18 protein-coding genes are annotated in these 26,286 nt (G+C 67.9%); 11 read left to right on the plus strand and 7 right to left on the minus strand.

Annotated features, from left to right (window positions below):
- Positions 1–102 precede the first annotated feature (102 nt).
- Positions 103–3,810 (plus strand): indolepyruvate ferredoxin oxidoreductase family protein, encoded by a 3,708-nt coding sequence (locus ACTJI2_RS16170; protein WP_440842721.1) that lies wholly within the window; start codon positions 103–105, stop codon positions 3,808–3,810.
- A 52-nt stretch (positions 3,811–3,862) separates the two neighbouring features.
- Here the strand turns inward: ACTJI2_RS16170 and ACTJI2_RS16175 are convergent, their stop codons facing one another.
- A complete protein-coding gene (locus ACTJI2_RS16175; RefSeq protein WP_440842722.1) occupies positions 3,863–4,681 on the minus strand; it encodes a hypothetical protein in 819 nt (272 codons plus the stop codon).
- 403 nt (positions 4,682–5,084) lie between these two features.
- Here ACTJI2_RS16175 and ACTJI2_RS16180 point away from each other — a divergent pair, with 403 nt between their 5' ends.
- Together ACTJI2_RS16180 and ACTJI2_RS16185 are read left to right on the plus strand one after the other, a co-directional pair.
- Positions 5,085–5,807, plus strand: a complete 723-nt coding sequence (locus ACTJI2_RS16180; RefSeq protein ID WP_183640064.1) for an iron-containing redox enzyme family protein — start codon at positions 5,085–5,087, stop codon at positions 5,805–5,807.
- On the plus strand, positions 5,804–6,223 hold the full coding sequence (locus tag ACTJI2_RS16185) for a VOC family protein (protein ID WP_183640062.1): 420 nt from the start codon (positions 5,804–5,806) through the stop codon (positions 6,221–6,223). Before ACTJI2_RS16180 ends, ACTJI2_RS16185 begins: the two co-directional genes overlap by 4 nt.
- A gap of 111 nt (positions 6,224–6,334) precedes the next feature.
- Here ACTJI2_RS16185 and ACTJI2_RS16190 read toward each other — a convergent pair whose 3' ends face one another.
- The 5 genes from ACTJI2_RS16190 to ACTJI2_RS16210 all read right to left on the minus strand — a co-directional run bounded on the left by ACTJI2_RS16190 (position 6,335) and on the right by ACTJI2_RS16210 (position 13,265).
- Positions 6,335–8,149, minus strand: coding sequence for a M61 family metallopeptidase (locus ACTJI2_RS16190; RefSeq protein ID WP_440842723.1), 1,815 nt, complete (start codon positions 8,147–8,149; stop codon positions 6,335–6,337).
- 181 nt (positions 8,150–8,330) lie between these two features.
- A complete protein-coding gene (locus ACTJI2_RS16195) occupies positions 8,331–8,924 on the minus strand; it encodes a DUF938 domain-containing protein (RefSeq protein WP_203321981.1) in 594 nt (197 codons plus the stop codon).
- A gap of 19 nt (positions 8,925–8,943) precedes the next feature.
- On the minus strand, positions 8,944–9,783 hold the full coding sequence (locus ACTJI2_RS16200; protein WP_203321982.1) for an NYN domain-containing protein: 840 nt from the start codon (positions 9,781–9,783) through the stop codon (positions 8,944–8,946).
- A gap of 798 nt (positions 9,784–10,581) precedes the next feature.
- Positions 10,582–12,678 (minus strand): M13 family metallopeptidase, encoded by a 2,097-nt coding sequence (locus ACTJI2_RS16205; RefSeq protein ID WP_440842724.1) that lies wholly within the window; start codon positions 12,676–12,678, stop codon positions 10,582–10,584.
- A gap of 107 nt (positions 12,679–12,785) precedes the next feature.
- Positions 12,786–13,265: a winged helix-turn-helix transcriptional regulator gene (locus tag ACTJI2_RS16210; RefSeq protein WP_141454834.1), complete on the minus strand. Its 480-nt coding sequence runs from the start codon at positions 13,263–13,265 to the stop codon at positions 12,786–12,788.
- A gap of 157 nt (positions 13,266–13,422) precedes the next feature.
- Here ACTJI2_RS16210 and ACTJI2_RS16215 point away from each other — a divergent pair, with 157 nt between their 5' ends.
- The 3 genes from ACTJI2_RS16215 (at position 13,423) to ACTJI2_RS16225 (ending at position 16,277) form a co-directional block, all read left to right on the plus strand.
- The gene (locus ACTJI2_RS16215; protein ID WP_440842725.1) at positions 13,423–14,730 is read left to right on the plus strand and encodes a D-amino acid dehydrogenase; all 1,308 of its coding nucleotides are present in this window, start codon (positions 13,423–13,425) and stop codon (positions 14,728–14,730) included.
- Complete coding sequence (gene alr, locus ACTJI2_RS16220) at positions 14,709–15,782, plus strand: alanine racemase (RefSeq protein ID WP_440842726.1); 1,074 nt, start codon at positions 14,709–14,711, stop codon at positions 15,780–15,782. The genes ACTJI2_RS16215 and alr overlap by 22 nt, the downstream gene beginning before the upstream one ends.
- Positions 15,783–15,956: 174 nt before the next feature.
- Positions 15,957–16,277, plus strand: a complete 321-nt coding sequence (locus ACTJI2_RS16225; protein WP_440842727.1) for an I78 family peptidase inhibitor — start codon at positions 15,957–15,959, stop codon at positions 16,275–16,277.
- Here ACTJI2_RS16225 and ACTJI2_RS16230 read toward each other — a convergent pair whose 3' ends face one another.
- Positions 16,278–17,384 (minus strand): DNA topoisomerase IB, encoded by a 1,107-nt coding sequence (locus tag ACTJI2_RS16230; RefSeq protein ID WP_440842728.1) that lies wholly within the window; start codon positions 17,382–17,384, stop codon positions 16,278–16,280.
- An 89-nt stretch (positions 17,385–17,473) separates the two neighbouring features.
- Here ACTJI2_RS16230 and ACTJI2_RS16235 point away from each other — a divergent pair, with 89 nt between their 5' ends.
- The 5 genes from ACTJI2_RS16235 to ACTJI2_RS16255 all read left to right on the plus strand — a co-directional run bounded on the left by ACTJI2_RS16235 (position 17,474) and on the right by ACTJI2_RS16255 (position 26,020).
- A complete protein-coding gene (locus ACTJI2_RS16235) occupies positions 17,474–17,851 on the plus strand; it encodes an I78 family peptidase inhibitor (RefSeq protein ID WP_183640044.1) in 378 nt (125 codons plus the stop codon).
- A gap of 318 nt (positions 17,852–18,169) precedes the next feature.
- A complete protein-coding gene (locus ACTJI2_RS16240) occupies positions 18,170–18,490 on the plus strand; it encodes an I78 family peptidase inhibitor (protein WP_440842729.1) in 321 nt (106 codons plus the stop codon).
- 194 nt (positions 18,491–18,684) lie between these two features.
- Positions 18,685–23,142 (plus strand): glutamate synthase large subunit, encoded by a 4,458-nt coding sequence (gene gltB, locus ACTJI2_RS16245; protein ID WP_192198203.1) that lies wholly within the window; start codon positions 18,685–18,687, stop codon positions 23,140–23,142.
- Positions 23,143–23,569: 427 nt separating this feature from the next.
- On the plus strand, positions 23,570–25,015 hold the full coding sequence (locus ACTJI2_RS16250) for an FAD-dependent oxidoreductase (protein ID WP_440842730.1): 1,446 nt from the start codon (positions 23,570–23,572) through the stop codon (positions 25,013–25,015).
- 129 nt (positions 25,016–25,144) lie between these two features.
- Positions 25,145–26,020 carry a methylglyoxal synthase gene (locus tag ACTJI2_RS16255; protein ID WP_440842731.1) on the plus strand — a complete coding sequence of 292 codons (876 nt, stop codon included), beginning with the start codon at positions 25,145–25,147 and terminating at the stop codon, positions 26,018–26,020.
- The last annotated feature ends 266 nt before the right edge of the window (positions 26,021–26,286 follow it).

The raw sequence follows: 26,286 nt of genomic DNA on the forward strand, positions 1-26,286 counted from the left end.
TTTGCTCCTGAACCAGGCCCGCAGGACCCCGCTGCTACAATTCGCGCCTTTCGCGTCCGGCCGCCTTGGCCGGATCACGCCAGCCGCTCCAGGGGCCAGCCCATGACCAGCACCGCCGAACTGACCTCGCCGTCGTCCGCCAACACCCCGCAGATCGGCGTGCTGGACAACGACTACACCCTCGAACACAAGTACACCCGCACCGACGGCCGCATCTACCTGAGCGGCGTGCAGGCGCTGGTCCGGCTGCCGCTGATGCAGCGCCTGCGCGATCAGGCCGCCGGATTGAACACCGCCGGCTTCATCAGCGGCTACCGCGGTTCGCCGCTGGGCGGTTTCGACCTGGAGCTGTGGCGCGCGCGCAAGCATCTGGAAGCGGCGGCGGTGAAGTTCACCCCCGGCCTCAACGAGGATCTCGGCGCGACCATGGTCTGGGGCACCCAGCAGACCAACCTGTTCCCCGGCGCCAAGGTCGATGGCGTGTACTCGATGTGGTACGGCAAGGGACCGGGCGTGGATCGCTGCGGCGACGTGTTCAAGCACGGCAATGCCGCCGGCACCTCCCGGCACGGTGGCGTGCTGGCGCTGGCCGCCGATGATCACGCCTGCCGCAGCTCGACCCTGCCGCATGGGTCGGAAGACGAGTTCGTCAGCGCGATGATGCCGGTGCTCAACCCGGCCGGCGTGCAGGACATCCTCGACATGGGCCTGGTCGGCTGGGCGATGAGCCGCTACACCGGCCGCTGGGTCGGCTTCAAGACGATTGCCGAGACGGTGGAATCCTCGGCGTCGGTGGAAGTGAATCCGTTCGCGCGCACCATCCTGCTGCCGGAGGATTTCGACATGCCCGCCGGTGGTCTCAACATCCGCTGGCCGGACCCGCCGCTGGATCAGGAAATGCGCCTGCACCGCTACGCGGTCAAGGCCGCGCAGGCGTTTGCCCGCGCCAACGGCATCGATCGGATCGTGCTGGATTCGCCGCGCGCGCGATTGGGCATCGTCACCACCGGCAAGAGCTACCTGGACGTGCTGCAGGCGCTGGAGTACCTGGGCCTGGACGAACGCGCCTGCGCCGACATCGGCATCCGCGTGTACAAGGTCGGCATGACCTGGCCGCTGGAGCCGATCGGCATCGCCGAGTTCGCGCGCGGACTCGAAGACATCGTGGTCGTGGAAGAGAAGCGCGCCTTCATCGAGCGGCAGATGAAGGAGTACTTCTACAACTGGCCGGCCAGCGCGGGCCAGCGTCCGTCCATCGTCGGCAAGTACGACGAGGCCGGCGAGTGGATCCTGCCGTCCACCGGCGAACTCACCCCGGCCACCATCGCCGGCGTGATCGGCCGGCGCATCCAGCGTTTCTTCACCAATGAATCCATCGAGCAGCGCCTGCGCTGGATGGAGGACAAGGAAGCCGAGCTCGCGTTGCCGCGCGCCAGCTTCCCGCGCGTGCCGCACTACTGCAGCGGCTGTCCGCACAACACCTCCACGGTGGTGCCGGAAGGCTCGCGCGCGCTCGGCGGCATCGGCTGCCACTACATGGTGACGTGGATGGATCGCGACACCGACACCTTCACCCACATGGGCGGCGAAGGCGTCACCTGGTCGGGGCAGGCGCCATTCACCGAAACCGAGCACGTGTTCCAGAACCTCGGCGACGGCACGTTCTTCCATTCCGGTTCGCTGGCGGTGCGGCAGTCGGTCGCCACCGGCGTCAACATCACCTACAAGATCCTCTACAACGACGCGGTCGCGATGACCGGCGGCCAGCCGGTCGACGGCACCCTGAGCGTGCCGCAGATCGCCCACATGATGCGCGCCGAAGGCGTGGATACCATCGTCGTGGTCAGCGACGACGTGCGCAAGTGGAGCCGCCGCGAGCTGTTCCCCACCGGTGTCGAGTTCCATGATCGCGGCCAGCTGGAAGTGGTGCAGAAGCAGCTGCGCAAGGTGAAGGGTGTTTCCATCCTCATCTACGACCAGGTCTGCGCCACCGAGAAGCGCCGCCGCCGCAAGCGCGGCAAGATGCCGGATCCGGCCAAGCGCACGATGGTCAACACGCTGGTCTGCGAAGGCTGCGGCGACTGCGGCGTGAAGAGCTTCTGCGTGTCGGTGTTGCCGAAGGAAACCGAATTCGGGCGCAAGCGTGAAATCGATCAGTCCAACTGCAACAAGGATTTTTCCTGCGTCAACGGGTTCTGCCCCAGCTTCGTCACCGTCCACGGCGGCAACCCGCGCAAGGGCAAGAAAGTCAGCGCGGCCGAGAAGCTGGAGAACCTGCCCGCACCGGCCTTCAAGTCGGATCTGGCCCAGCCCTGGAACATCCTGATCACCGGCGTCGGCGGCACCGGCGTGGTGACCATCGGCGCGCTGCTGGGCATGGCCGGGCACCTGGAAGGCAAGGGTGCGAGCGTGCTGGATCAGACCGGCCTGGCCCAGAAGGGCGGCGCGGTGACCACCCACATCCGCATCGCGCGCAGCCCGGAGGACATCCACGCCGTGCGTATCGCCGCCGGCGAAGCCGATCTGGTGCTGGGTTGCGACATGGTGGTGGTGAACGACTACTGGGTGCTGTCGAAGGTGCGCGGCGAGCGCTCGCAGGTGGTGCTCAATACCTACGAGGCGATGCCCGGCACCTTCACCACCCGTCCGGACATGCAGTTCCCGGCCACCGACATCATCACCGGCGTGAAGGTGGCGCTGGGCGGCCGCGATCCGATGCTGGTCGACGCCACCCAGCTGGCCACCGCGCTGATGGGCGACGCGATCGCCGCCAACCTGTTCATGCTCGGCTACGCCTGGCAGCAGGGTCTGGTGCCGATTTCGTTCGACGCGATCATGCGCGCGGTCGAACTCAACGGCGCGGCGATCGAAATGAACCGGCGCGCCTTCGCCTGGGGCCGCCTGGCCGTGGTCGATCCGCAGGCGGTACAAGAAGCCGCCGGCCTGATCCGCAATGCCCAGACCGAGTCCGAACGCACCCCGCGCAACCTGCGGATCCTGCCGCCGGGCGAATGGGAAAGCACCGAGTGGGGCGCCAACGCCGCGCCGCGCAACCCGGACAACGAGAGCGAACTGCGTGGCCTGCCGGAAGGCGGCGCCATCGGTGGCGAAGTCGCGTTCCTGCCGCTGGACGACCTGCGCCTGTCGCGCTCGCTGGACGAACTGATCGCGCGCCGCGTGGCCTTCCTGACCGAATACCAGGACGCCGCCTACGCCAGCCGCTACCGCGATCTGGTCACCCGCGTGCGCGCCGCCGAGAACGTGAAGGCGCCGGGTTCCACCGCGCTGACCGAGGCGGTCGCCCGCTACTTCTTCAAGCTGATGGCGTACAAGGACGAGTACGAAGTGGCGCGGCTGTACACCAGCGGCGAGTTCCAGCGCCGCCTGCAGCAGCAGTTCGAGGGCGACTATGAAGTACACTTCCATCTGGCGCCGCCGCTGTTCGCCAAGAAGGACGCGCAGGGCCGCCTGATGAAGAAGGAATACGGCCCGTGGGTGTTCAAGGCCTTCGGACTGCTGGCGAAGCTGCGCTTCCTGCGCGGCGGTGCCTTCGACGTGTTCGGCCGCACCGCCGAGCGCCGCGGCGAGCGCCAGCTGATCAGCGATTACGAACGCACCCTGGATCAGCTGCTCGGTTCGCTGGATGCCGATCGCCTGGGCCTGGCAGTGGATATCGCCAGTATTCCCGAGCACATCCGCGGCTATGGCCACGTCAAGGAACGCCACCTGCACGAGGCCAAGGCGCGCGAGGCCGAACTGCTCGCACAATGGAACAACCCCAGGGCGCTGCACGTCGTCCAGGTCGCCTGACCAAAAACCCCGCCTCGGCGGGGTTTTTTCTTTTCCGAACCGATGCGCGCGGTTACCGCCGCCGCACCGAGGCCAGCGCGGCGCGCAACGGTGGCTTCAGCGGCAACGCCAGCTTGCGATAGAAGAACGACAGCATCCGGCGCGAACGCGGCACCCGCCATGCCAGGCCTTCCTCGATCGTGTATACGCAAGGCGCGCAGGCACCGCAGGGCTTGCCGTTCACCGGCCGATGGCAGAACCAGGTCATGTCCATGAGCCGGTGCCAGCCGGCGGCTTCGGCTTCGCGCTCCATCGCTCGCTTGTCGATCTGGAATAGCGGGAAGCCGAAATGATGGAACAGGGTGTGTTCGGCGGTGCCCGCGTGGCGCGATTCGACGCGGTGGCTGCGATAGCCGCCGGCGGTCTCGAACGGCTGCACGAAGTCCGCCAGCAGCGCCTGCACCTTGTCGTCCACGTGCACGCTCAGCTCGATGCCCGCTGGCGCGTGCTGGCGGCAGAACAGCGCCAGCCATTCGTACTGGCTGCCGATGTAGACCCGCGATCGGACCTCGCGCAGCGCCTCGGTGATCACCGGGTCCCGCGCCAGTTCCGCCACCTGGAACACCCGCAGTGGCCGCAGCAACGCGCGGGTTTCCGGATGCGATTCGTGCAGCGCCGCGGTGATGCGCTGGATGCTGCGGCGTTCGGTGGCCGTCGACGCGCGCGAGGGATCCTCCAGGTAGTACGGCGTCACCGGCAGGCGATGCAGGAGCAGCAGCCGCAGCAGCTGGAAGGTCGAATCCCAGCCGCTGGTCCACAGCAGCGGAACACTCCTGACGGTGTCCTGCGTGGTGGCGGTGGTCGAATCATTGCGGAATATCGGTTCTTGCATGTGCGCGGGAACTCCATGCCGATCGCCTCGGCGGGTTGGGCAACGCATCCACGACCGCAAGCAATGGACTCCCGGTGCAGCGCGCGCCGATGCTAGCGTGGCCGCGCACGCGCAAGGTGCAATTCTCTTCACTCCGCCGGCTGAACAGGCGATGGCGACGCGAGTCTTCATGCGCGCCTCATGTTTGTCACGCCTCGTGGCAATTCGGTCCACATCGATGAATACGCATCCGTTGAACGTTCGTCGCGCGATCGGCACGGGCATGTCGCCAGCATGTGAAGGCACGCGGATCTTTGCGATGCGTGCACGTTCTGCTCACGTCTTCGCTACCCATCATCGTCCACCGGGGTCGACGGCAGAGATTGCCGCGCCCCGGCCATTTTCCTTCCCCCAGGAACGATTCATGCAAGCCCAATCGATGACCCGCGATCAGTTCTGGCAGTTCGCCGACAAGGCCAAGGAGGCGACCGAATCCCTCGCCGCGCAACGGATGCAGGTACTCGCCGATCTCTCCCCGGACGCGCTGCGCCAGGTGTGCATCCAGTACCGGTTCTTCACCATCGACTACATCAGCGATCTCGCCCTGCTGGTGGCGCGCCTGCCGTTCGGCGGACTGCGCAGCCTGCTCGGACAGATCCTCGCCGAGGAACTGGGCGAAGGCGATCCCGAGCGCGCCCATCCGGCCGTGTACGACCGCTTCCTCGCCACCATCGGCGTCGCGCCCGAGGAACTGGAACGACCGCTGATGGCCAACGAGCGCATCCTCAAGGGGCTGACCCGCGACATGGCCAACAACCCGATCGCCTTCGGCGTCGGCCTGCGCGGCATGGGCGGCGAATGCCTGTGCCAGACCTACCTGTCGGTGATGTTCGAGCACATGCGCCGCAATCCGTATCTGGTCGCCAACGCCGACCGCGTCGACTGGGAGTTCTGGACCATCCATACCGGCGAAGAGGACATCATCCATGGCGAATTGACTCGCGCGGCCATCGACGAATACCTGCGCCACGATCCCGGCGTGCTGCCCGAACTGGCGCGCGGCTACGAGCGCAGCATTTCCGCCTGGAACCTGTTCTGGCAGAACATCCTCGACGCGTACACGCCACAACTGGAAGCCGCGTCATGAGCAACATCACCCAGTTCCATCTCGCCTTCCCGGTCCGCGACCTGGACGAGGCGCGCCATTTCTACGGCGACATCATCGGCTGCCCGCAGGGCCGCAGCGACATCTCCTACCAGGACTTCGATTTCTTCGGCCATCACCTGGTCGCGCACATCGGCGGCGACGGCCAGCCGTTGCACAACGGCCGCTTCGACGGCGAGGCGGTGCCGGTGCCGCATTTCGGCATGAACCTGGATCGGCCGGCCTGGGAAACGCTGGCGCGGCGGCTGAAGGACGCGCAGGTCGACTTCCACGAAGAACCGCACCTGCGCCTGAAGGGCAAGCCCGGCCAGCACGTCACCATGTTCCTGTTCGACCCCTCCGGCAACGCGCTGGAGTTCAAGTCCTTCGACGACCCGGAGCAGACATTCATCCCGTGACCCTGTCCGCTTTGCGGCACTTTGTAGGAGCGACGTCAGTCGCGACCACGTACGTACGGACGAGGCAAGTCTACGGTCGCGACTGACGTCGCTCCTACAGGAAAGCGGGTATCAGCGCGGCGCCAGGATTTTCGACAGCCGGTCCTCGGTACCGGGGATGCGTTGCAGGTGCGGGTAGCGCAGACCGTCGCGGTAGTCGATGCGGACGCTGCGGTACTGCTCGCCCTGGCGCACCAGCAGTTCGATCGGTTGCGGCGATGCCTTGGCGGCGATGATGGCGCGCTTGAGGCGCTCGCCGGTGTAGGCCAGGCCGTCCACCGCGATCACCGTCATGTCCTTCGCGAGTCCGGCGGTGAAGGCGGGCGAGTTCCAGATCGCCTCCTGGATTTCGCCGTCGGAGGCGACCTTCAAACCGATCGAGAAACGCAGGTCATCATTGCCGCCCGCGCCCTCCGCGTCGGTGATGGCCGGATTCGGTTCATCGGTATAGGCCAGCCGCCAGCCGGCACGCTCCAGTCCATCGAGCGGCGAGGCGGCACCCTGCCCATCCAGCCGCTCGCGCAGGAAGCCGCGCCAGTCGCCGGGCTGCACTTCGTCGAGCACCCGCACCACGTCGTCGAAGCCGTACAACGAAATCGCCGCGTCGGCGCTGGCGCCGGCGTGGAAGCGGTGGGCGAAGTCGTCCAGGCTGCGGCGGCCGCGCGACTGTTCGCGCAGGCGCGCGTCCACCGCCAGCCACAGCAGCGAGCCTTCCGAATAGAAGTCGTAGCCGCGTTGCCAACTCGACCAGGCTTGCGGTGCATCGTTGTAGTCGACGATGCCCTGGTGCACGGTGTCCTGCAGGTCGCGCCAGTCGCGGCCCGGCTGGGTGGCCGCGGTCGCCAGCGTGTTTGCCAGCACCGCGCGCGCCTGCTCGGGCGTCCACAATCCGGCACGCGCGGCCAGCACCACCGCCCAATACTGGGTCTGTCCCTCGTAAACCCACAGCAGCGAGTTGTCGATGGCGCTGTTGTAGTGCGGCGCCCAAGTGGTGTCCGGACGACGGAACTTGCCACTCCAGGCATGCACGTATTCGTGCGGCAGCAGATCGTTGTCGATGAAGGCCGCATCGCCGCGCAGGTAGTCGGCGTAAGTGCCGTTCTCGCTGGACTGGCGGTGCTCCAGGCCGATGCCACTGAAGCTGTCGGACAGCGCCAGCAGGAAGTCGTAGTGCGCGAACGGACGCGGGCCGAATACCCGATCAGCCTGCGTCACCAGCGCGCGGTGCGCCTGCAGCATCGCCGGCGAGGCGTCCAGCTGCGCGGCGGTGTCGGCCATCGCGTTGAGGCGCACCGGCGTGGCGCCAGTGTCCAGATCGAAGCGGCGGAAGTGCTGGCCGGCGTAGACCGGCGAATCGATCAGGGTCAACAGATCGGTGGTGGCGTAACGCTGTTCGGCGCCATCACGTGCCTCCACCGCGAGCGCGGTCGCCGACTCCCAACCCGCCGGCACGCGCAGGGTCGGGGTGACGCGGATGCGGCGCGCATCATGGCCCGCCGGATACAGCAACACGCGATGCCATTGCAGCGACAGCATCCGTGGCGTCATCGCCACGCGGCCCTGCGACGAGGAGGTCGGCGACAGATACTGGAAGGCGACCTCGATCTCCGCCACGCCCGCCGGCACGTCCAGCTGGAACGCATACATGTCGCCAGGATCGCGGCGCCAGGCGATGCGCTGGCCGTTGCCGGTGATGACGAGCCCGGCGATCTGGTTGATCGGTCCGGTCGGCGCATGGTTGCCGGGAATCCACTTCGGATACCACAGGGTCAGCGGCCCCGCGGCGACCGGAATGCGTTCGCGCACGCGCTGGATGCGCCGGTCGATATCGCTGGCGTCGACGTCGAGTCGCAACGTGCCGGGATAGTCCTGCGTGGAGAGGGACATCGAAGCGGGTGCCGGTATCGAGGCCGGCTGCGCGGCAAGCGGACCGCCCAGGAAAAGACCGAACGAACACAACAACCCCAATGGCAACCTGGACATTCCGCGCGCGTTCCCCTGTGACGTTGCATTCATCCTAGCCGTTCGCCATGAACGCGGCGACCCGCCGTGACGCGTCCGGTCCTCGTCAGACCTTGCGCCAGACCAGGCAGCGGTTGTTCGCCGGCATGGCGACATCGTCGATCAGCAGGAACCCCTGGGCCTGAGCCAACGCATCGACGGACTCGAAGTCGCGGATGCCCGAAGCCGGATCGCGCGCTTTCAGCCAGGCGTCGAACTCGCGGTTGCTCTCGCTGGTGTAGCGGCCTTCGTAGTTGAACGGACCGTAGACGATCAACGAGGCGCGCGCCCCCAGCACGCCGCCCAGGCCGGCGAAGAACGCCTGCACCGAGGCCCAGCCCATGATGTGCAGGGTGTTGGCGCTGAAAGCCGCGTCGAAACGTTGCGCCGGCCACTGGCCATCCACGTCCAGTTCCAGCGGCGGCGGCGTGTTCGGCAGATCCGTTTCGTCCAGCCACTGGCGGATGCCGGGCAGGTTGTCGGCGACGTCCGAGCACTGCCAGACCAGGCGCGGCAGTTTCATCGCGAAGTACACCGCGTGCTGGCCGGTGCCACTGCCGATTTCCAGGACCCGGCGGACTTCGGCGAAGTGATGGCGCAGCACCGCCAGGATCGGATCGCGGTTGCGATCGCAGGAAGGCGCATGGGGCTTGTCTTCCATCATCGCGCCGCTCCCGGGGTCAGTCGCGCCAGCGCACGTAGAAGCGCCGGCTGGCGCCGCCATCCCCGCCGCGCTCTTCCACTTCGAAGTGGCGGGGATGCTGCTTCAGCAGGTCGCTGAGTTTCTTCTGCCCGTACAGGCGCGGATCGAAGTCCGGGCGGATCTTGATCAGATAGCTGCCAACCGTGCCCAGGAACGCCCAGCCCTGATCGTCGGAGGCTTCCTCGATGGCCTGGCGGATCAGCCGCAGCGGCAGCGCTTCGCCGCGCGCCGGTTCCGGCGGCGGCGCGGCGGTCGGCTCGGCCTGGGTCGGTCCGTTCTTCGGCACGCCGGCTTTCTTCGCCGCCTTCTTCGCCGGTTTGGCGGGCGGCGGTGGCGCGGCCGGTGTTTCGCTGCGCAATACCTCGGTGTAGACGAACTTGTCGCAGGCCTGGACGAAGGCGTCGGGCGTCTTGCGTTCGCCGAAGCCGTACACCATCAGGCCTTCCTCGCGCAGGCGCTGGGCCAGGCGGGTGAAATCGCTGTCGCTGGAGACCAGGCAGAAGCCATCGAAGCGCTGGGTGTAGAGCAGATCCATCGCATCGATGATCAGCGAGCTGTCGGTGGCGTTCTTGCCGCTGGTGTAGGCGAACTGCTGCACCGGCGCGATCGAATGCTTCAGCAGCGCCTGCTTCCACTGGGTCATGCGGGTGCTGGTGAAATCACCGTAGATGCGCTTGACGCTGGCCACGCCGTATTTGGCGATCTCGCCCAGCAGTCCTTCGATGACGGCGGGCTGGGCGTTGTCGGCATCGATCAGTACCGCCAGCCGGCGCTGTTCGTCATCGGGTTCCGGACGGGAGACCGGTCGGTTCTTCATGGCGCTCCTGCGTCGCTTCGCATGCCCGGCGGACTATGCCTGTCCGCGCACGCCATCGCAATCGGACCCGGCGGCGCGCGGTGAAAGGGAGACATGAAAAGGGCGAATGTCGCCATGCTCTCTCAACGTGCAGAACAATTGCAGCGATTCGGCTGTGCCCCTTCCCCCGCAGGCGGGGGAAGGCTGGGATGGGGGCGCTTTCAGCAATCGGTGTCTGATCGACGATGGCGGCGTGCAGGCTTGGCGGCTGATGCCAGGGCACGGTTTTTTCCGGCTGGCCCCCTCCCCAACCCTCCCCCGCCAGCGGGGGAGGGAGCGGTCCGCCTCTCTGCTCTCTCAACGTGCAGACCAATTGCAGTGATTCGACGGTTGCCCCTTCCCCCGCTGGCGGGGGAAGGCTGGGATGGGGGCACTTCCAGCAATCGCTGTCTGATCGACGATGGCGGTGTATGGGCTTGACGGTTGATGCCGGGGCGCAGTTTTTTTCCGGCTGGCCCCCTCCCCAACCCTCCCCCGCAAGCGGGGGAGGGAGCGGTCTGCCTCTCCGCTCTCTCAACGTGCGGACCAATTGCAGCGATTCGGCGGTTGCCCCTTCCCCCGCTGGCGGGGGAAGGCCGGGATGGGGGTGCTTCCAACGATCGCTGTCTGATCGACGATAGCGGTGTATGGGCTTGGCGGCTGATGCCAGGGCGCGGATTTTCCGGCTGGCCCCCACCCCAACCCTCCCCCGCTGGCGGGGGAGGGAGCGGTTTGCGCTTGCGGGGATTTCCAGCGAGGCGATGCGGTGCTGCCGCCGGGTTACCAGATCTTGACCCGGTCCTTCGGTTCCAGGAACAGCTTCTCGCCCGGCTTGGACGGGAATGCGGCATACCAGGCATCGACGTTGCGCACAGTCTGGGCGCGGTAGCGGCCCGGCGCGTGGCCGTCGCCGATCACCTGCGCGCGCAGCGCCGCGTCGCGGGTCTTGGTGCGCCACGCCTGCGCGTAGGCGATGAAGAAGCGCTGGTCGCCGGTCAGGCCGTCGATCACCGGCGCTTCCTTGCCGCCCAGCGACTTCCTGTAGGCGGTGTAGGCGATGGCCAGGCCGGACACGTCGGCGATGTTCTCGCCCAGGGTCTGCTCGCCGTTGATGTGCAGGCCCGGCAGCGGTTCATAGGCGTTGTACTGCGCGATCAGGCGATCACCGGCGGCCTTGAAGTGTGCGGCGTCCTCCGGCGTCCACCAGTTGCGCAGGCGGCCCTGGTCGTCGAAGTCGGCGCCGGTGTTGTCGAAGCCGTGGCTGATCTCGTGGCCGATCACCGCGCCGATGGCGCCGTAGTTGGCGGCCGGATCGGCCTTGGGATCGAAGAACGGCGCTTCCAGGATCGCGGCCGGGAAGTTCATCGCGTTCTGCAGCGGCAGCTGCACGGCGTTGACCGTCTGCGGCGTCATCCACCACTCGGCGCGATCGGCCGGCTTGCCCAGCTTGGCGGTCTGGTGGCGGTACTCGAATTCCTCGGCGCGGCGCGCGTTGCCGAGTGGATCGTCGGCCTTCACTTCCAGCGAGGCGTAGTCGCGCCAGGTTTCCGGATAGCCCACGCCCACGCGCATGGTCGCGGCCTTGGCCTTGGCTTTTTCCTTGGTCGCCGGGGTCATCCATTCCAGCTTGTCCACGCCTTCGCGGAACGCGGCCAGGATGTTGTTGACCATCTCCTCGACCTGCGCCTTCGACGAGGCCGGGAAATACTGCTTCACGTAGATCTGGCCGATGGCGTCGCCCAGCGCACCGTTGGTGGCGCCAATCGCGCGCTTCCAGCGATCCCGCTGCTTGGGCGTGCCCTGCAGGGTCTTGCCATGGAATTCGAAGCTGGCGTCGGCATAGGCCTTGGGCAACATGCCGGCACTGTGGTCGATGGCGTGGAAGCGCAGGTAGTCCTTCCAGGTCTGCAGCGGCTGGCTGGCGACCAGCGCGGACAGCTGGGTGATCGCCTTGGGCTGCCAGGCCACCAGCGTCTTCTGTCCACCCAGGCCGGCGCCTTCGAAGAAGGCCGGCCAGTCGATGCCCGGCGCCTTGCTCGCGAACGCCGCGGTCTCCCACGGATTGTTCGCCTTGTGCACGTCCTGGCTGTCGACGATGTTGGCGTGCGCTTGGGCAATCTTCATTTCCAGATCAAAGATCGCCTTGGCCTTGGCGGCCGCGTCGGCGTCGCTCGCACCCGCCAGCTTCAGCATCTGGCCGATGTAGGCCTGGTACTTCCCGCGGTTGGCAGCCATGTCCTTGTCGGCGGCCAGGTAGTACTCGCGATCCGGCATGCCCAGGCCGCCCTGCATCAGGTAGCCCACGTTCTGCGACGGATCTTCCAGGCCCTGGGCGACGAACAGGCCGAACAGGTTGTCGGTGGCGAAGTTGGTCGCGTTGAGCGGATCGGTGTCGGCGCGCACGGTGCTGCCGATGTAGCGCGACAGTTCGGCTGGCGTGGCGATCGCGTCGATCTTGTCCAGCCACGGCTGCAGTGGGGCCAAGCCACGCTGCTCGATGCCGGCTTCGTCCATGTAGGCGGCGTAGTAGTCGGCGATCTTGCGCTCGGGCGTGCCCGCGGCCGGGTTGGCCTTGGCCAGTCCCTGCACCAGGTCGGCGTTGCGCTTCTCGGCTTTCTGGAAGACCTCCAGGAACACGCCGGTGCTGGAACGGTCGTCCGGAATCTGCGCGTTCTTGCGCCAGCCGCCGTTGGCGTATTCGTCGAAGTCGTCACCCGGCGCGACCGCCTTGTCCAGGCCGGCCAGATCGATGCCGACGACCGGCGCAGCGGTGGGTGCTTCGGCCTTGGGCGCCTCGGCGGCCGGTTCGGGGGTGCGGTTGCAGGCGCTGGCGCCGCACAGCGCGGCGGTCAGCAGGATCCAGCGGTGGGCGTGCATGGCGAACCTCGGAACGGGACAAAGGCGGCCACGATACTCCCGTCCGCCGCGCGGGCGTCATGTGCCCATGGTCATCCCGGACCGTTCAGCCCGGCGCCGCCCGACACTCAGTCGGGCACCGGCAGGCTGAGGGTCTCCTTGACCTCTTCCATCACGATGTAGCTCTTGGACTCGCGCACGTGCGGCAGGGTCAGCAGGGTGCTGCCGAGCAGCTTGCGGTAGGACGCCATCTCCGAGATGCGCGCCTTGATCAGATAGTCGAAATCGCCCGAGACCAGGTGGCATTCCAGCACGTTGGGCAGGCGCAGGGCGGCGCGGCGGAACTCCTCGAAGATGTCGCCGGACTTGTAGGCCAGGCTGATCTCCACGAACACCAGCAGGTTGGCCTTGAGGTACTGCGGATCCAGCCGGGCGTAGTAGCCGGTGATCACCCCGTCGCGCTCCAGCCGGCGGACCCGCTCGGTGCAGGGCGTGGTGGACAGGCCGACCCGTTCGCCCAGTTCGGTGAAGGAGATCCGCCCCTCCTCCTGCAGCACGCGCAGGATGTTGCGGTCGATCTTGTCCAGTTCGCGGCGGCGCTGGGTCATGGGGGCTCCAAGGAAACCGGGCTTTTCGGTGGAATTCCCCAATGTTGCCACCAAATACGGAAAATAACCCTATACACGCGTCCCTATACTCGCCGAACTCCGGAAACCCGGCCTCCAGGCCAGGGAAATGTCCGGAATCACTGGCGGGAGCATCGGCATGCGGGTTCTGGTTCTGGGCAGCGGCGTCATCGGCATCAGCAGCGCGTGGTATCTGGCGCGCGCGGGTTTCGAGGTGACCGTCATCGATCGGCAGGCCGGCCCGGCCGGCGAAACCAGTTTCGCCAACGCCGGCCAGATCTCGCCGGGCTACGCCTCGCCGTGGGCCGCGCCGGGCGTGCCGCTCAAGGCGCTCAAGTGGCTGTTCTCCAAGCATGCGCCGCTGGCGATCCGCCCGGGCCTGGACCCCAACCAGTACCTGTGGCTCGCGCAGATGCTGCGCAACTGCACCCGGGAGCGCTACGCCATCAACAAGGCGCGCATGGTGCGCCTGTCCGAATACAGCCGCGACTGCCTGGACGAGCTGCGCGCGGAAACCGGCATCGGCTACGAGGGCCGCCAGCTCGGCACCACCCAGTTGTTCCGCACCCAGGCCCAGCTCGATGGCGCGGCCAAGGACATCGCGGTGCTGGACGAATACGGCGTGCCCTACGAACTGCTGGATCGCGACGGCATCGCCCGGGTCGAACCGGCGCTGGCGAACGTGTCCGACAAGCTGGTCGGCGCGCTGCGCCTGCCCAACGACCAGACCGGCGACTGCCACCTGTTCACCCAGCGGCTGGCGGCGATGGCCGCGGCGGCCGGCGTGGAGTTCCGCTACGGCCAGACCATCGAGGCGCTGGAAACCGAAGGCGGCCGCATCCGCGGCGTGCGCATCGACGGCAAGCGGGAAACCGCCGACCGCTACGTGCTGGCACTCGGCAGCTATTCGCCGCGACTGCTGGCGCCGCTGGGCATCCGCCTGCCGGTGTATCCGCTCAAGGGCTATTCGCTGACCTTGCCGATCGTCGACGCGGCGATGGCGCCGACGTCGACCATCCTCGACGAGACCTACAAGATCGCGATCACCCGCTTCGACGATCGCATCCGCGTCGGCGGCATGGCCGAGGTGGCCGGCTTCGATCTGTCGCTGTCGCCGAAGCGTCGTGCGACCCTGGAAATGGTGGTCGGCGACCTGTATCCGCGCGGCGGCGATCTGTCCCGCGCCAGCTTCTGGACCGGCCTGCGCCCGGCCACGCCGGACGGCACGCCGGTGGTGGGTGCGACCCAATACCCGAACCTGTTCCTCAACACCGGACATGGCACACTGGGCTGGACCATGGCGTGCGGCTCGGGCCGTTACCTGGCCGACCTGATGGCCTCGCGCATGCCGCAAATCAGCGGCGAAGGCCTCGACATTTCCCGCTACGGCGCGCGCCGCGGCGGCCACGACCCCCAGCCTGAACCATGCGCCCAGCCCGCGCGCTGATCGACCTGCAGTCGCTGCGCCACAACTACCGCATCGCCCGCGAACTCGCCGGCGGTCGTTCCCTCGCCGTGGTCAAGGCCGACGCCTACGGGCACGGCGCGGTCCGCTGCGCCCAGGCGCTGGAGGCCGAAGCCGCCGACGGTTTCGCGGTCGCCTGTCTGGAAGAGGCGCTGGCCCTGCGCGGCGCCGGCATCCGCTCGCCGATCCTGTTGCTGGAAGGTTTCTTCGAGGCCGACGAACTGGCGGTGATCGCCGCGCATGATCTGTGGTGCGTGATTCACGCCCACTGGCAGATCGAGGCACTCGCCAGCACCGCGCTGGAACAGCCGCTGCGGATCTGGCTGAAGCTGGATTCGGGCATGCACCGGGTCGGCCTGGCACCGGAGGACTATCGCGCCGCCTGGCAGCGACTGGCCGCGCTGCCGCAGGTGGCCTCGGTGGTGGCGATGACCCACTTCGCCCGCGCCGACGAACTGGACAGCGAATGCACGCCGCAACAGGTGGAAGCCTTCGCCGCGACCCTGGACGATCTGCCCGGCGAACGCAGCCTGTGCAACTCGCCCGGCCTGCTCGGCTGGCCGACGGTCGGCGGCGACTGGGGTCGTGCCGGCCTGATGCTTTACGGCGCCAATCCGTTCCCGTCCTCCCACCCACAGGCCGATCGCCTGCGTCCGGTGATGACCGCCGAATCGAAGATCATCAGCGTGCGCGACCTCGCCGCCGGCGAATCGATCGGCTACGGCGGCGGCTTCGTCACCGAACGCCCGACCCGGGTCGGCGTGGTCGCCTTCGGCTACGCCGACGGCTATCCGCACTTCGCCCCCACCGGCACCCCGGTCGCCATCGACGGCCAGCGCAGCCGGCTGATCGGCCGCGTGTCGATGGACATGCTCACCGTCGATCTGACCGATGTGCCGCAGGCGGGCTTGGGCAGCACGGTCGAACTGTGGGGCGCGCAGGTGCCGGTCACCGAACTGGCCCGCCACGCCAACGGCAGCGCCTACTCGCTGCTGTGCGGACTGAAGCGCGCACCGCGGATCTATCGCGACTGACCCGCCTCCCCCTTCGAAGAAGGGGGATTGAGGGGGATTGACCAGCCATTCGGCTGTTGAGAAGCGCTGGCTCTTCGCTTTAAAGGCCCGCCCAACCCGCGACGGCCCACCCGGAAATACCGGTCGCGTTCGGCATACCATGCGCGCCATCCACCCGCCGATAAGGAAGCCGCCATGTCCCTACGTCCCTTGCTGGGTTCCGCCGCCATCACCGCCGCGCTGGCCCTGGCTGGCTGCAGCTCGACCCCGCCATCAGCTGACACCGGAGCCGCCACGCCCGCACCCGGCTCGGGCAAGTGCAACGCCGACGCCGTGCAGTGGGCCGTCGGCCAGGAAGGCAACCAGGCCAACATGGGCCGCGTCTGGCGCGAGAGCGGCGCGGGCCTGTTCCGCCCGATCGGACCGAACCAGGCGGTGACCATGGATTACCGCGAGGACCGGGTGAACGTGCACCTGGACAAGGACAACAAGATCACCCGGGTCGCCTGCGGCTGATCATTTCCCGTTCGCCGTTTTCCGCTTCCCGCCCGACGCCGCACGCGCGGCGTCGCGGTGGGCCCGGCTGAGAAAACGTAGCGCGGCGCCTTCCCATTGCCGGGGCCCGCGCGCGTCTCCCGCGCAGCGCGCCACCCGGCCGTCGCGCCAGCCCTCGAACACGCACGGGTCGATATAGGCCTTGCGGCACACCGCCACCGTGTTGCCCAGCATTCCGGCCACCGCCTCGGTGACCGTCTGCCGCACCCGCGCCAGCGCGCGCTCACCGCCGCGCGCCGGCAACGGAATCGCCGCCAGCTGCTGGAACGCGGCCAGGGTCCCGCCCCAGGTGCGGAAATCCTTGGCGGTGAACGCCTCGCCCATCGCCTCGCGCAGGTAGTCGTTGACCGCGCCCGAATCCACCGGATGCAGCTGGCCATCGTCATCGCGGTACTGGAACAGCAATTGCCCGGGCAGTTGCCGGCAGCCACGCACCAGGCGGACCAGCCGTCGATCATCCACCGCGATGTCGTGCACCTGTCCGCCCTTGCCGGCGAAGCGAAGCCGCACCCGGCCCCCACGCACGAACTCGACATGGCGATTGCGCAGGGTGGTCAAGCCGAAGGAACCGTTGTCGCGCACGTAGCCGGCGTTGCCGATCCGCACCAGCGTCGCGCCCATCAACGCCACCACGATCGCCAGCACCTTCCCGCGCGGATGGCCTGGCCGCGCCAGATCCGCACGAACCCGGCGACGCAGGCGCGGCAGAGCACGGCCGAAGGCAACGATTCGGGTGAACTTGCCATTGCCACGCACTTCGCTCCATTGCGGGTGGTAGCGGTACTGCTTGCGCCGCCGCGCATCGCGTCCGGTGGCCTGCAGATGGCCGCGCGCATGCGGGCAGATCCACACCTCGGTATAGGCCGGCGGGACGGCCAGCGCGCGGATGCGTTCCAGCGTCGCCGCATCGCGGACACGCGCGCCCGCCGGGTCCAGATAAACGAAACCCTTGCCGGCACGCCGGCGGCGGATCCCCGGTTCAGCATCGCTGACATGAATCAGGCCGGCTTCGCGCGCCTGCGCGGCCGCGTCGGCGAGAGCATTCAAGACTTCGGGAGATCCGGGCATGCCCAATCCTGCCGACGAGTGCGGTTAACGACATGCGAATGTGAGCTGGGCGATGCTTGGCCCATCATCCGTTTGCCACTGGAGCCTGCATGTCCCGTTACGCGATTCCCGCCCTGTTGCTTTCCCTGACGCTCGCCGCCTGTTCGGCGCCGGCGCCCGACGAACAGACGGCCGCCACGGAACAGTCGCAGGCCGCCGCCGCCGCCGCCGCGCAACCGCCCGAACCCGGCAGCGATCCCACCGGCACCGCACCCGCGCCCGGCGGCAGCTGCGACGACACCCAGGCGCAGTGGATCATCGGCAAGGCCGCCACGCCCGCCGACACCGAGCAGGCCGGCAAGGACGCGAAGGCCAACGCCGTGCGTACGCTCAAGCCGGGCGAGGCCGCCACCATGGACTTCAATCCCAGTCGCCTGAACATCGACCTGGATGACAAGGGTGTGGTGACGGCGGTTCGTTGCGGCTGATCGGGCTTCGATACCCGGGAAAAAGTGCCCCCATCCCAGCCTTCCCCCGCGGGCGGGGGAAGGGGCGGATCCCGCACGAGGAAGGTGAGCGGGCCCGGACGCGGCTTCCTCTCCCATCGTTCGGGCATTCCGCGGTTCGCGGGAAAAGAATCGGAACACGGACACGACTCCCTCCCCCGCCTGCGGGGGAGGGTTGGGGTGGGGGCAAAACGTGCCCCCATGACTTCCCGCGCGATCACGCGCATCCGGAAACACTTAAGATCCTCGCCATTCGCATCGACGCCACCGGCGTCGGCACGCACCGGGAAGGGATCCCGCATGGCCAGCAAGCTCCGCACCCTCGCATGGCTGTTCGCCGCCGCGCTCGCAGGCTGCGGTTCCACGCCTCCGCCGAAATCCGCGCCGCCCGCCGCCGTAGCCCGGGCCCCATTGCCGCCACGCTGTGATCCTTCCGCCGCGCAGCTCGTCATCGGCCTGCCGATCGATGCCGGCGTGATCGAGAAAGCGCGCGCGGCCGCTGGCGCCGACATGGCGCGCGCCGTGCGCGTGGATCAGGTCGGCGTGCAGGATTTCCGCGCTGGCCGCCTCAACCTGTATCTCGACACGCAGCGACGCGTCGCGCGCGTCGGCTGCGGGTGAACAGGCGCGCGTGCCGCGCGCAGCAGACCAAAGAAAATCCACTGGAAAAGTTGCTTCTGTAACTATCGTCGTACTCGTCGGAACGCTGTTGCGGCACCGCAACATCTGTGCTTTAGTCGGGACTCCGGTGACATTTCGAAGTGCCGCTGCGTGGGCAGGGCACGGTGTCGCCGTCAGCAAGGTTTGAGGCAGAGATGGCCCCTCGCAGTCGCCACGGGCTCTACGACCCGAACGACGAACGCGACGCATGCGGTTTCGGCATGATCGCGCAGTTGGATGACCAGCCTTCGCGTGCGCTGGTCGACACCGCCATTGCCGCGCTTTCGCGGATGACCCATCGCGGCGGCGTCGCCGCCGACGGGCTTACCGGCGATGGCTGTGGCCTGCTGATCCGAAAACCCGATGCCTTCCTGCGCGCGCTGGCCCAGGAAGCCGGCATCACGATCGGCGCGCGCTTCGCCGCCGGGCTGGTGTTCCTGCCCCACGACGCCGCGCAGGCGGATCGATGTCGCGCCACCCTGGAAGCCGAACTGCGCCGCGTCGGCGTGACGCCGCGCGGCTGGCGCGTGCCGCCGACCGACGACAGCGTCTGCGGCGTGCTGGCCAAGGAAACCCTGCCGCGCATCGAACAGATCTTCGTCGACGCCGGCGACCAGCAGGATGACGATGCCTTCGGCCTGGCCCTGTTCCTCGCCCGCCGTCGCGGCGAACAGCAGCTGCGCAAGGACGTCTCCGACTTCTACGTGGTCACCCTGTCCCCGCACGCCATCGGCTACAAGGGCATGGTGCTGCCGGACAAGCTGCCGGTCTTCTATCCAGACCTGCAACGCAGCGACCTGGGCAGCAGCGCGGTGGTGTTCCACCAGCGCTTCTCCACCAACACCCTGCCGCGCTGGCCGCTGGCGCATCCGTTCCGGCTGCTCGCGCACAACGGCGAAATCAACACCATCGAAGGCAACCGCCGCTGGGCGCAGGCGCGCAGCAAGGTGTGGAAGACCCCGCGCTTTGACATCGCCGAATTCGATCCGGTCATTTCCATGCACGGCTCCGATTCGCAGAGCCTGGACAACATGCTGGAGCTGCTGATCGCCGGTGGCATGGATCTGCTGCAGGCGCTGCGCATCCTGGTGCCGCCGGCGACCCAGTCGCTGGAATTCAAGGACGCCGACCTGGCCGCGTTCTACGAGTTCTACGGCCTCAACACCGAGCCGTGGGACGGTCCCGCCGGCATCGTCGCCTGCGACGGCCGCTACGCCGCCTGCATGCTGGATCGCAACGGCCTGCGCCCGGCGCGCTGGATGCTGACCAGCGATCGCCATTTCCTGGTCGCCTCCGAAGCCGGCGTGTGGGAAGTGCCCGCCGAACGCGTCACCCGCAAGGGCAAGCTCGGCCCCGGCGAGATGATGGCCATCGACCTGAAGCGCGGAGACCTGCTCGACAGCGAGGCGGTGGATCGCATCAACCGCGGTCGCGCGCCATACAAGCAATGGCTGCACCATGGCGTCACCTACCTGCAGACCGAACTGATCGATCCGTCGCTCACCGACGCGCCGTTCGACGAGAAGACCCTGCGCGGCTTCCACAAGCTGTTCCAGCTCACCAGCGAGGAAGTGGAGCAGGTACTGCGCCCGCTCGCCGAGACCGAGCAGGAAGCCACCGGCTCGATGGGCGACGACACCCCGATGGCGGTGCTGAGCCGGCAGACCCGGCCGCTGTACGACTACTTCCGCCAGGGCTTCGCCCAGGTCACCAACCCGCCCATCGATCCCTTGCGCGAAGACTGCGTGATGTCGCTGGCGACCCAGCTCGGCAAGGAGACCAACATCTTCCACGCCGGCCCGGAGACGGTCAGCCACGTCATCCTCAATTCGCCGGTGCTCAGCCAGCGCAAGCTGCGCCAGCTGCTGAAGATGGATCCGTACGATCAGAAGCACCGCTACATCGACCTGTCCTACAGCGTCGAGGAAGGCCTGAAGGCGGCGATCGAGCGCATCTGCGCCGAGGTCGAGCAGGCCGCGCGCGAAGGCATGGTCATGGTGGTGCTGAGCGATCGCCGGCCACAGCAGGGCCGGCCGATGGTGCATGCGCTGATGGCGACCGGTGCGGTCCATCACCACCTGTGCCGCGAAGGCCTGCGCTGCGACGTCAACCTGATCATCGAGACCGGCACCGCTCGCGACGCCCACCACATCGCCTGCCTGATCGGTTACGGCGCCACCGCGGTGTATCCGTACCTGGCCTACCAGACCCTGTTCGACCTGGGCCGGCGCGGCATCCTGCAACTGAAGAAGGGCGGCGAACAGGCCCAGATCGGCCGCAGCTACCGCAAGGGCATCTACAAGGGCCTGTCCAAGATCATCTCCAAGATGGGCATCTGCACCATCAGCAGCTACCGCGGCGCGCAGCTGTTCGAGATCGTCGGCCTGGATCCGGACGTGGTCGAGCTGTGCTTCGCCGACACCCCCGCGCGCATCGGCGGCGTCGGTTTCGAACGCCTGGACACCGAGGCGCGCGAACTGGAAGCGCGCGGCTGGAACGATCGCGCGCAACCGGAAATCGGCGGCCTGCTCAAGTACGTCCACGGTGGCGAGTACCACATGTACAACCCGGACGTGGTGACGACGCTGCAACGCGCCACCCGCACCGGCGAGGCCGCCGACTGGCAGCAGTACGCCGACGCGGTGAACTCGCGTCCGCCCTCGGCGCTGCGCGACCTGCTGCGTCTCAAGCCCGCCGCCACCCCGACGCCGCTGTCGGAAGTGGCCGAAGCCGGCGATCTGCTGCGCCGTTTCGACACCGCCGCGATCAGCCTGGGCGCGCTGTCGCCGGAAGCGCACGAAGCGCTGGCGATCGCGATGAACCGCCTGGGCGGACGCAGCAACTCCGGCGAGGGCGGCGAGGACCCGGCGCGCTACGGGACCGAGAAGCGCAGCAAGATCAAGCAGGTCGCCTCCGGCCGTTTCGGCGTCACCCCCGAGTACCTGGTCAATGCCGAGGTGCTGCAGATCAAGGTCGCCCAGGGCGCCAAGCCCGGCGAAGGCGGCCAGTTGCCCGGCCACAAGGTCAACGAACTGATCGCCCGCCTGCGCTACGCGCGCCCGGGCATCGGCCTGATCTCGCCGCCGCCGCACCACGACATCTACTCCATCGAGGATCTGGCCCAGCTGATCTACGACCTCAAGCAGGTCAATCCGCAGGCCCTGGTCTCGGTGAAGCTGGTCTCGCACGCGGGCGTGGGCACGATTGCCGCCGGCGTGGTCAAGGCCGGCGCGGATCTGATCACCATCTCCGGCCACGACGGTGGCACCGGCGCCAGCCCGATCAGTTCGATCCGCTACGCCGGCGTGCCGTGGGAACTGGGCGTGGCCGAGGCGCACCAGGCGCTGGTCACCAACCAGTTGCGCGAGCGCACCGTGCTGCAGACCGACGGCGGCCTGAAGACCGGCCTGGACGTGGTCAAGGCGGCGTTGCTGGGCGCGGACAGCTTCGGCTTCGGCACCGGCCCGATGATCGTGCTGGGCTGCAAGTACCTGCGCATCTGCCACCTCAACAACTGCGCCACCGGCGTGGCCACGCAGGACGAACGCCTGCGCTCGCAGTACTTCACCGGCTTGCCTGAGCGCGTGGAGAACTTCTTCCGCCTGCTCAGCGAGGAAGTGCGCCAGTGGCTGTCCTACCTGGGCGCGCGTTCGCTGGACGAGATCGTCGGCCGCACCGATCTGCTGGAGCAGATCGACGCCTCGCCGCGCGCCGGCGTGCGCATCGATCTGGCCCGCCTGCTGCAGGGCGCGCAGACCGGCAGCGAAAGCTGCGCGGCCCAGCGCCTGTACGAGTCGCCCGACAGCCTGGCCACCCAGCTCGACGGCCTGCTGGCCGAACCGATCCGGCGCAAGGCCGGCGGCGAGCACCGGTTCCTGATCCACAACACCGACCGTTCGATCGGCACCCGCCTGTCCGGCGCGATCGCCCGCATGCACGGCAACCAGGGCATGGCCGACGCGCCGCTCAACCTGCGCTTCCGCGGCACCGCCGGGCAGAGCTTCGGCGCTTTCAACGCCGGTGGCTTGCAGATGGAATTGGAAGGCGAAGCCAACGACTACGTCGGCAAGGGCATGGCCGGCGGCCGGCTGGTGGTGCGTCCGCCGCGCGGCGCGCGCTTCGAAGCCCGCAATACGCCGATCATCGGCAACACCTGCCTGTACGGTGCCACCGGCGGCGAACTGTTCGCCGCGGGCCGAGCCGGCGAGCGCTTCGCGGTGCGCAACTCCGGCGCGCTGGCGGTCATCGAGGGCGCAGGCGATCACTGCTGCGAATACATGACCGACGGCATCGTGATGGTGCTGGGCCGGGTGGGCCTGAACTTCGGCGCCGGCTTCACCGGCGGCCTGGCCTACGTGCTGGATCTGGATCGCGATTTCGTCGATCGCTACAACCACGAGCTGATCGACATCCACCGGATCTCGCCGGAAGGCTTCGAGAGCCACCGCCAGCACCTGCACAAGCTGATCCAGCGCCATCGCGAACTCACCGGCAGCATCTGGGCGCAGCAGATCCTGGACGAGTTCCGCGACTACGTCGGCAAGTTCTGGTTGGTGAAGCCGAAAGCGGCCAGCCTGGAGTCGTTGACGGATTCGCTGCGCAGGGCGGCCTGATGCATCGCGAGCCTGCCCCCATCCCAACCTTCCCCCGCTCGCGGGGGAAGGGGCGGTGCATGAGCACGGCACTTTCCTCTTCTTTTGGAAGAACCCGACCGCGCACGGATGCAGCTCCCTCCCCCGCCTGCGGGGGAGGGCTGGGGTGGGGGCCATCGTGCACGCCCCGCTCCCGTACTGCTGAAAGCAAAAGCGCCCCCATCCCAACCTTCCCCCACACGCGGGGGAAGGGGCGGTGCATGAGCACGGCACCTTCCGCTTCTTTTGGAAGAACCCGACCGCGCACGGATACAGCTCCCTCCCCCGCCTGCGGGGGAGGGCTGGGGTGGGGGCCATCGTGCACGCCCCGCTCCCGTACTGCTGAAAGCAAAAGCGCCCCCATCCCGACCTTCCCCCACACGCGGGGGAAGGGGCAGAGAGTCCAGCCATGAGCAAGAAAAGCGTCTTCCAGTTCCTCGAACTGCCCCGCACCATGCCGCAGCGCATTCCGCTGGAACTGCGCACGTCCGGCGACTGGGGCGAGCTGTACGGGAAATTCGACAAGCCCGAGGCGCAGTACCAGGCGGGGCGCTGCCTGGATTGCGGCAATCCGTATTGCAGTTGGAAATGCCCGGTGCACAACGCGATTCCGCAGTGGCTGCAACTGGTGCAGGAAAACCGCATCGAGGAAGCCGCCGCGCTCTGCCATTCGACCAACCCGCTGCCGGAAGTCTGCGGCCGCGTGTGCCCGCAGGATCGCCTGTGCGAAGGCGCCTGCACGCTGGAGGAATTCGGTGCGGTCACCATCGGCGCGGTCGAGAAGTTCATCACCGACACCGCGCTGGCCAACGGCTGGCGTCCGGACCTGAGCGACGTCAAGCCGACCGGCAAGCGGGTGGCGGTGATCGGCGCCGGTCCGGCGGGCATCGGCTGCGCGGATCGGCTGGCCCGCGCCGGCATCCACGCGGTGGTGTACGACCGCTACGAGCAGATCGGCGGCCTGCTGCAATTCGGCATTCCCACCTTCAAGCTGGAGAAGAGCGTCATCGCCCGCCGCCGCGAGGTGCTGGAAGGGATGGGCGTGGAGTTCCGCCTGGGCGTGGAAGTGGGCCGCGACGTGAGCCTGGAGGAACTGCTGGCCGATTACGACGCGGTGTTCCTCGGCACCGGCGCCTATCGCTACACCGATGGCGGGCTGGAAGGGCAGGATCTGGACGGCGTGCTGCCGGCGCTGCCGTTCCTGGTGCAGAACGGCCGCATCGTCGGCGGCAATGATCCCTGGGGTCGACCGATCGCCGGCTGGGAAGACAAGCTGGCGCTGCCGGATCTGGCCGGCAAGCGCGTGGTGGTGCTGGGCGGCGGCGACACCGGCATGGACTGCGTGCGCAGCGCGATCCGGCTGGGCGCGGCCAAGGTCACCTGCGCCTACCGCCGCGACGAGGCCAACATGCCCGGCTCGGCGCGCGAAGTCGCCAACGCGCGCGAGGAAGGCGTGCGCTTCCTGTTCAACCGCCAGCCGCTGGCGATCCGCGGCGACGCCGACGGCAAGGTCGTCGGCGTGGAGGTCGTCGAAACGCGCCTGGGCGAGCCGGACGCGCGCGGCCGCCAGGGCGCGGTGCCGATCGAGGGCAGCGAATCGCTGCTGGAGGCCGACGTGGTGATCATCGCGTTCGGTTTCTCGCCGACCGTGCCCGAATGGCTGGCCACGCAGGGCGTGGAAGGCACGCCGAACGGACGCATCGTCGCCGGTGGCGGCGATCGCCTGCCGTTCCAGACCACGAACCCGAAGCTGTTCGCCGGTGGCGACGCGGTGCGCGGCGCGGATCTGGTGGTGACCGCGGTCGCCGAAGGGCGCGACGCGGCGGCAAGCATCGCGGAGATGCTGGCGGAATAGGTCTTCACACCGACCCACCGCGTTCACTCGCGGGCGTTGTTGAATTGGTATGGCAATGGTGGGCCGGAGCCCACCTGTGCCGCACACGCGGGATCGCTAGACTAGCGCTTTCCCTTCGACGCCCCGTCCATGCGCCTGGGTCTTGCCGCCAACCGCCTGCATCACCACAACGAAGACGCCGCATTGTTCCGCTGGCTGCGCGCCAGCGAGTCCGGCATCCGCGAACTGAAGCTGGGCCTGCATGCGGTCGGGCGCACCTACGACGCGATCGCCGCCGCCGGCATGCTGGCGAACTATCCACAACTGCGCCGCTATCCCTATGGCCGCGAAGGCGGGCTGATGAAGCTGGTCGCGGAAGTGGTCGGGCTGGAAGGCGCCGAGCGCAATCTGGATGGCGCGATCTACCTGATCGATCCGGTGGATCCTTCTTCCATCTTTCCCGAAGCGATCGCGCTCAAGCGGCAATGCGTGATCCACGGCAAGCCGTTCCTGTCGACCGTCGCCTCGGCGCGCGACTGGGTGGAGATGGAACGCATCCATGCCGGCTTCGTGCCGGATCCCGGTGCCGATCGTTTCCACGCACTGGAGGACCAGACCCTGGCGCTGATCGCACACGACGCGATGAAGCCGCAGATGCTGGCCTTCGCCGCCGAGCATTTCGATCAGCTCTCGCGCTTCGCCCACCGCGTCGCCACCGGCACCACCGGCCAACGCCTCAACGAACTGGCGTGGAGCCGCGGCTGGCCGCAGGACAAACCCTGGGCCGAGCGCTACCAGAGCGGCCCGATGGGCGGCGACGCGCAAATTGCCGATCGCGTGCTGGAGCATCGCTGCCAGCGGGTGATTTTCTTCGAGGATCCGCACGTGGCGCGCCAGCACGAAGCCGACATCCAGTTGCTGGAGCGCGCGGTCACCACCGTCACCGACGAAGCGGTGTGCATGACCTCGCCGATGGTGGCCAGGCGCTGGCTGGCGGCGGTGGCACTGCGCGCGACGAAACGCTGATCGCGCATCCCGGTTTGATCGCGTAGAGCGGAGCTTGCTCCGATGCTGCGGGCCACGCTTCCTGCGAGCGCCCCCATCCCAGCCTTCCCCCGCAAGCGGGGGAAGGGGCCAAAGCGGCTGCGCTCCATCTCCATATCACCACCAGGACACAACCCCCTCCCCCGCTCGCGGGGGAGGGCTGGGGTGGGGGCCAGCCGTACAAATTCCACCCCTCAGCAACCCAACACAACCGCACTACCACCTTCCCCACCCGCAAAGTGAAACGA

The sequence above is a fragment of the Pseudoxanthomonas sp. 22568 genome, assembly GCF_052044485.1.
Classification (GTDB): Bacteria; Pseudomonadota; Gammaproteobacteria; order Xanthomonadales; family Xanthomonadaceae; genus Pseudoxanthomonas_A; species Pseudoxanthomonas_A beigongshangi.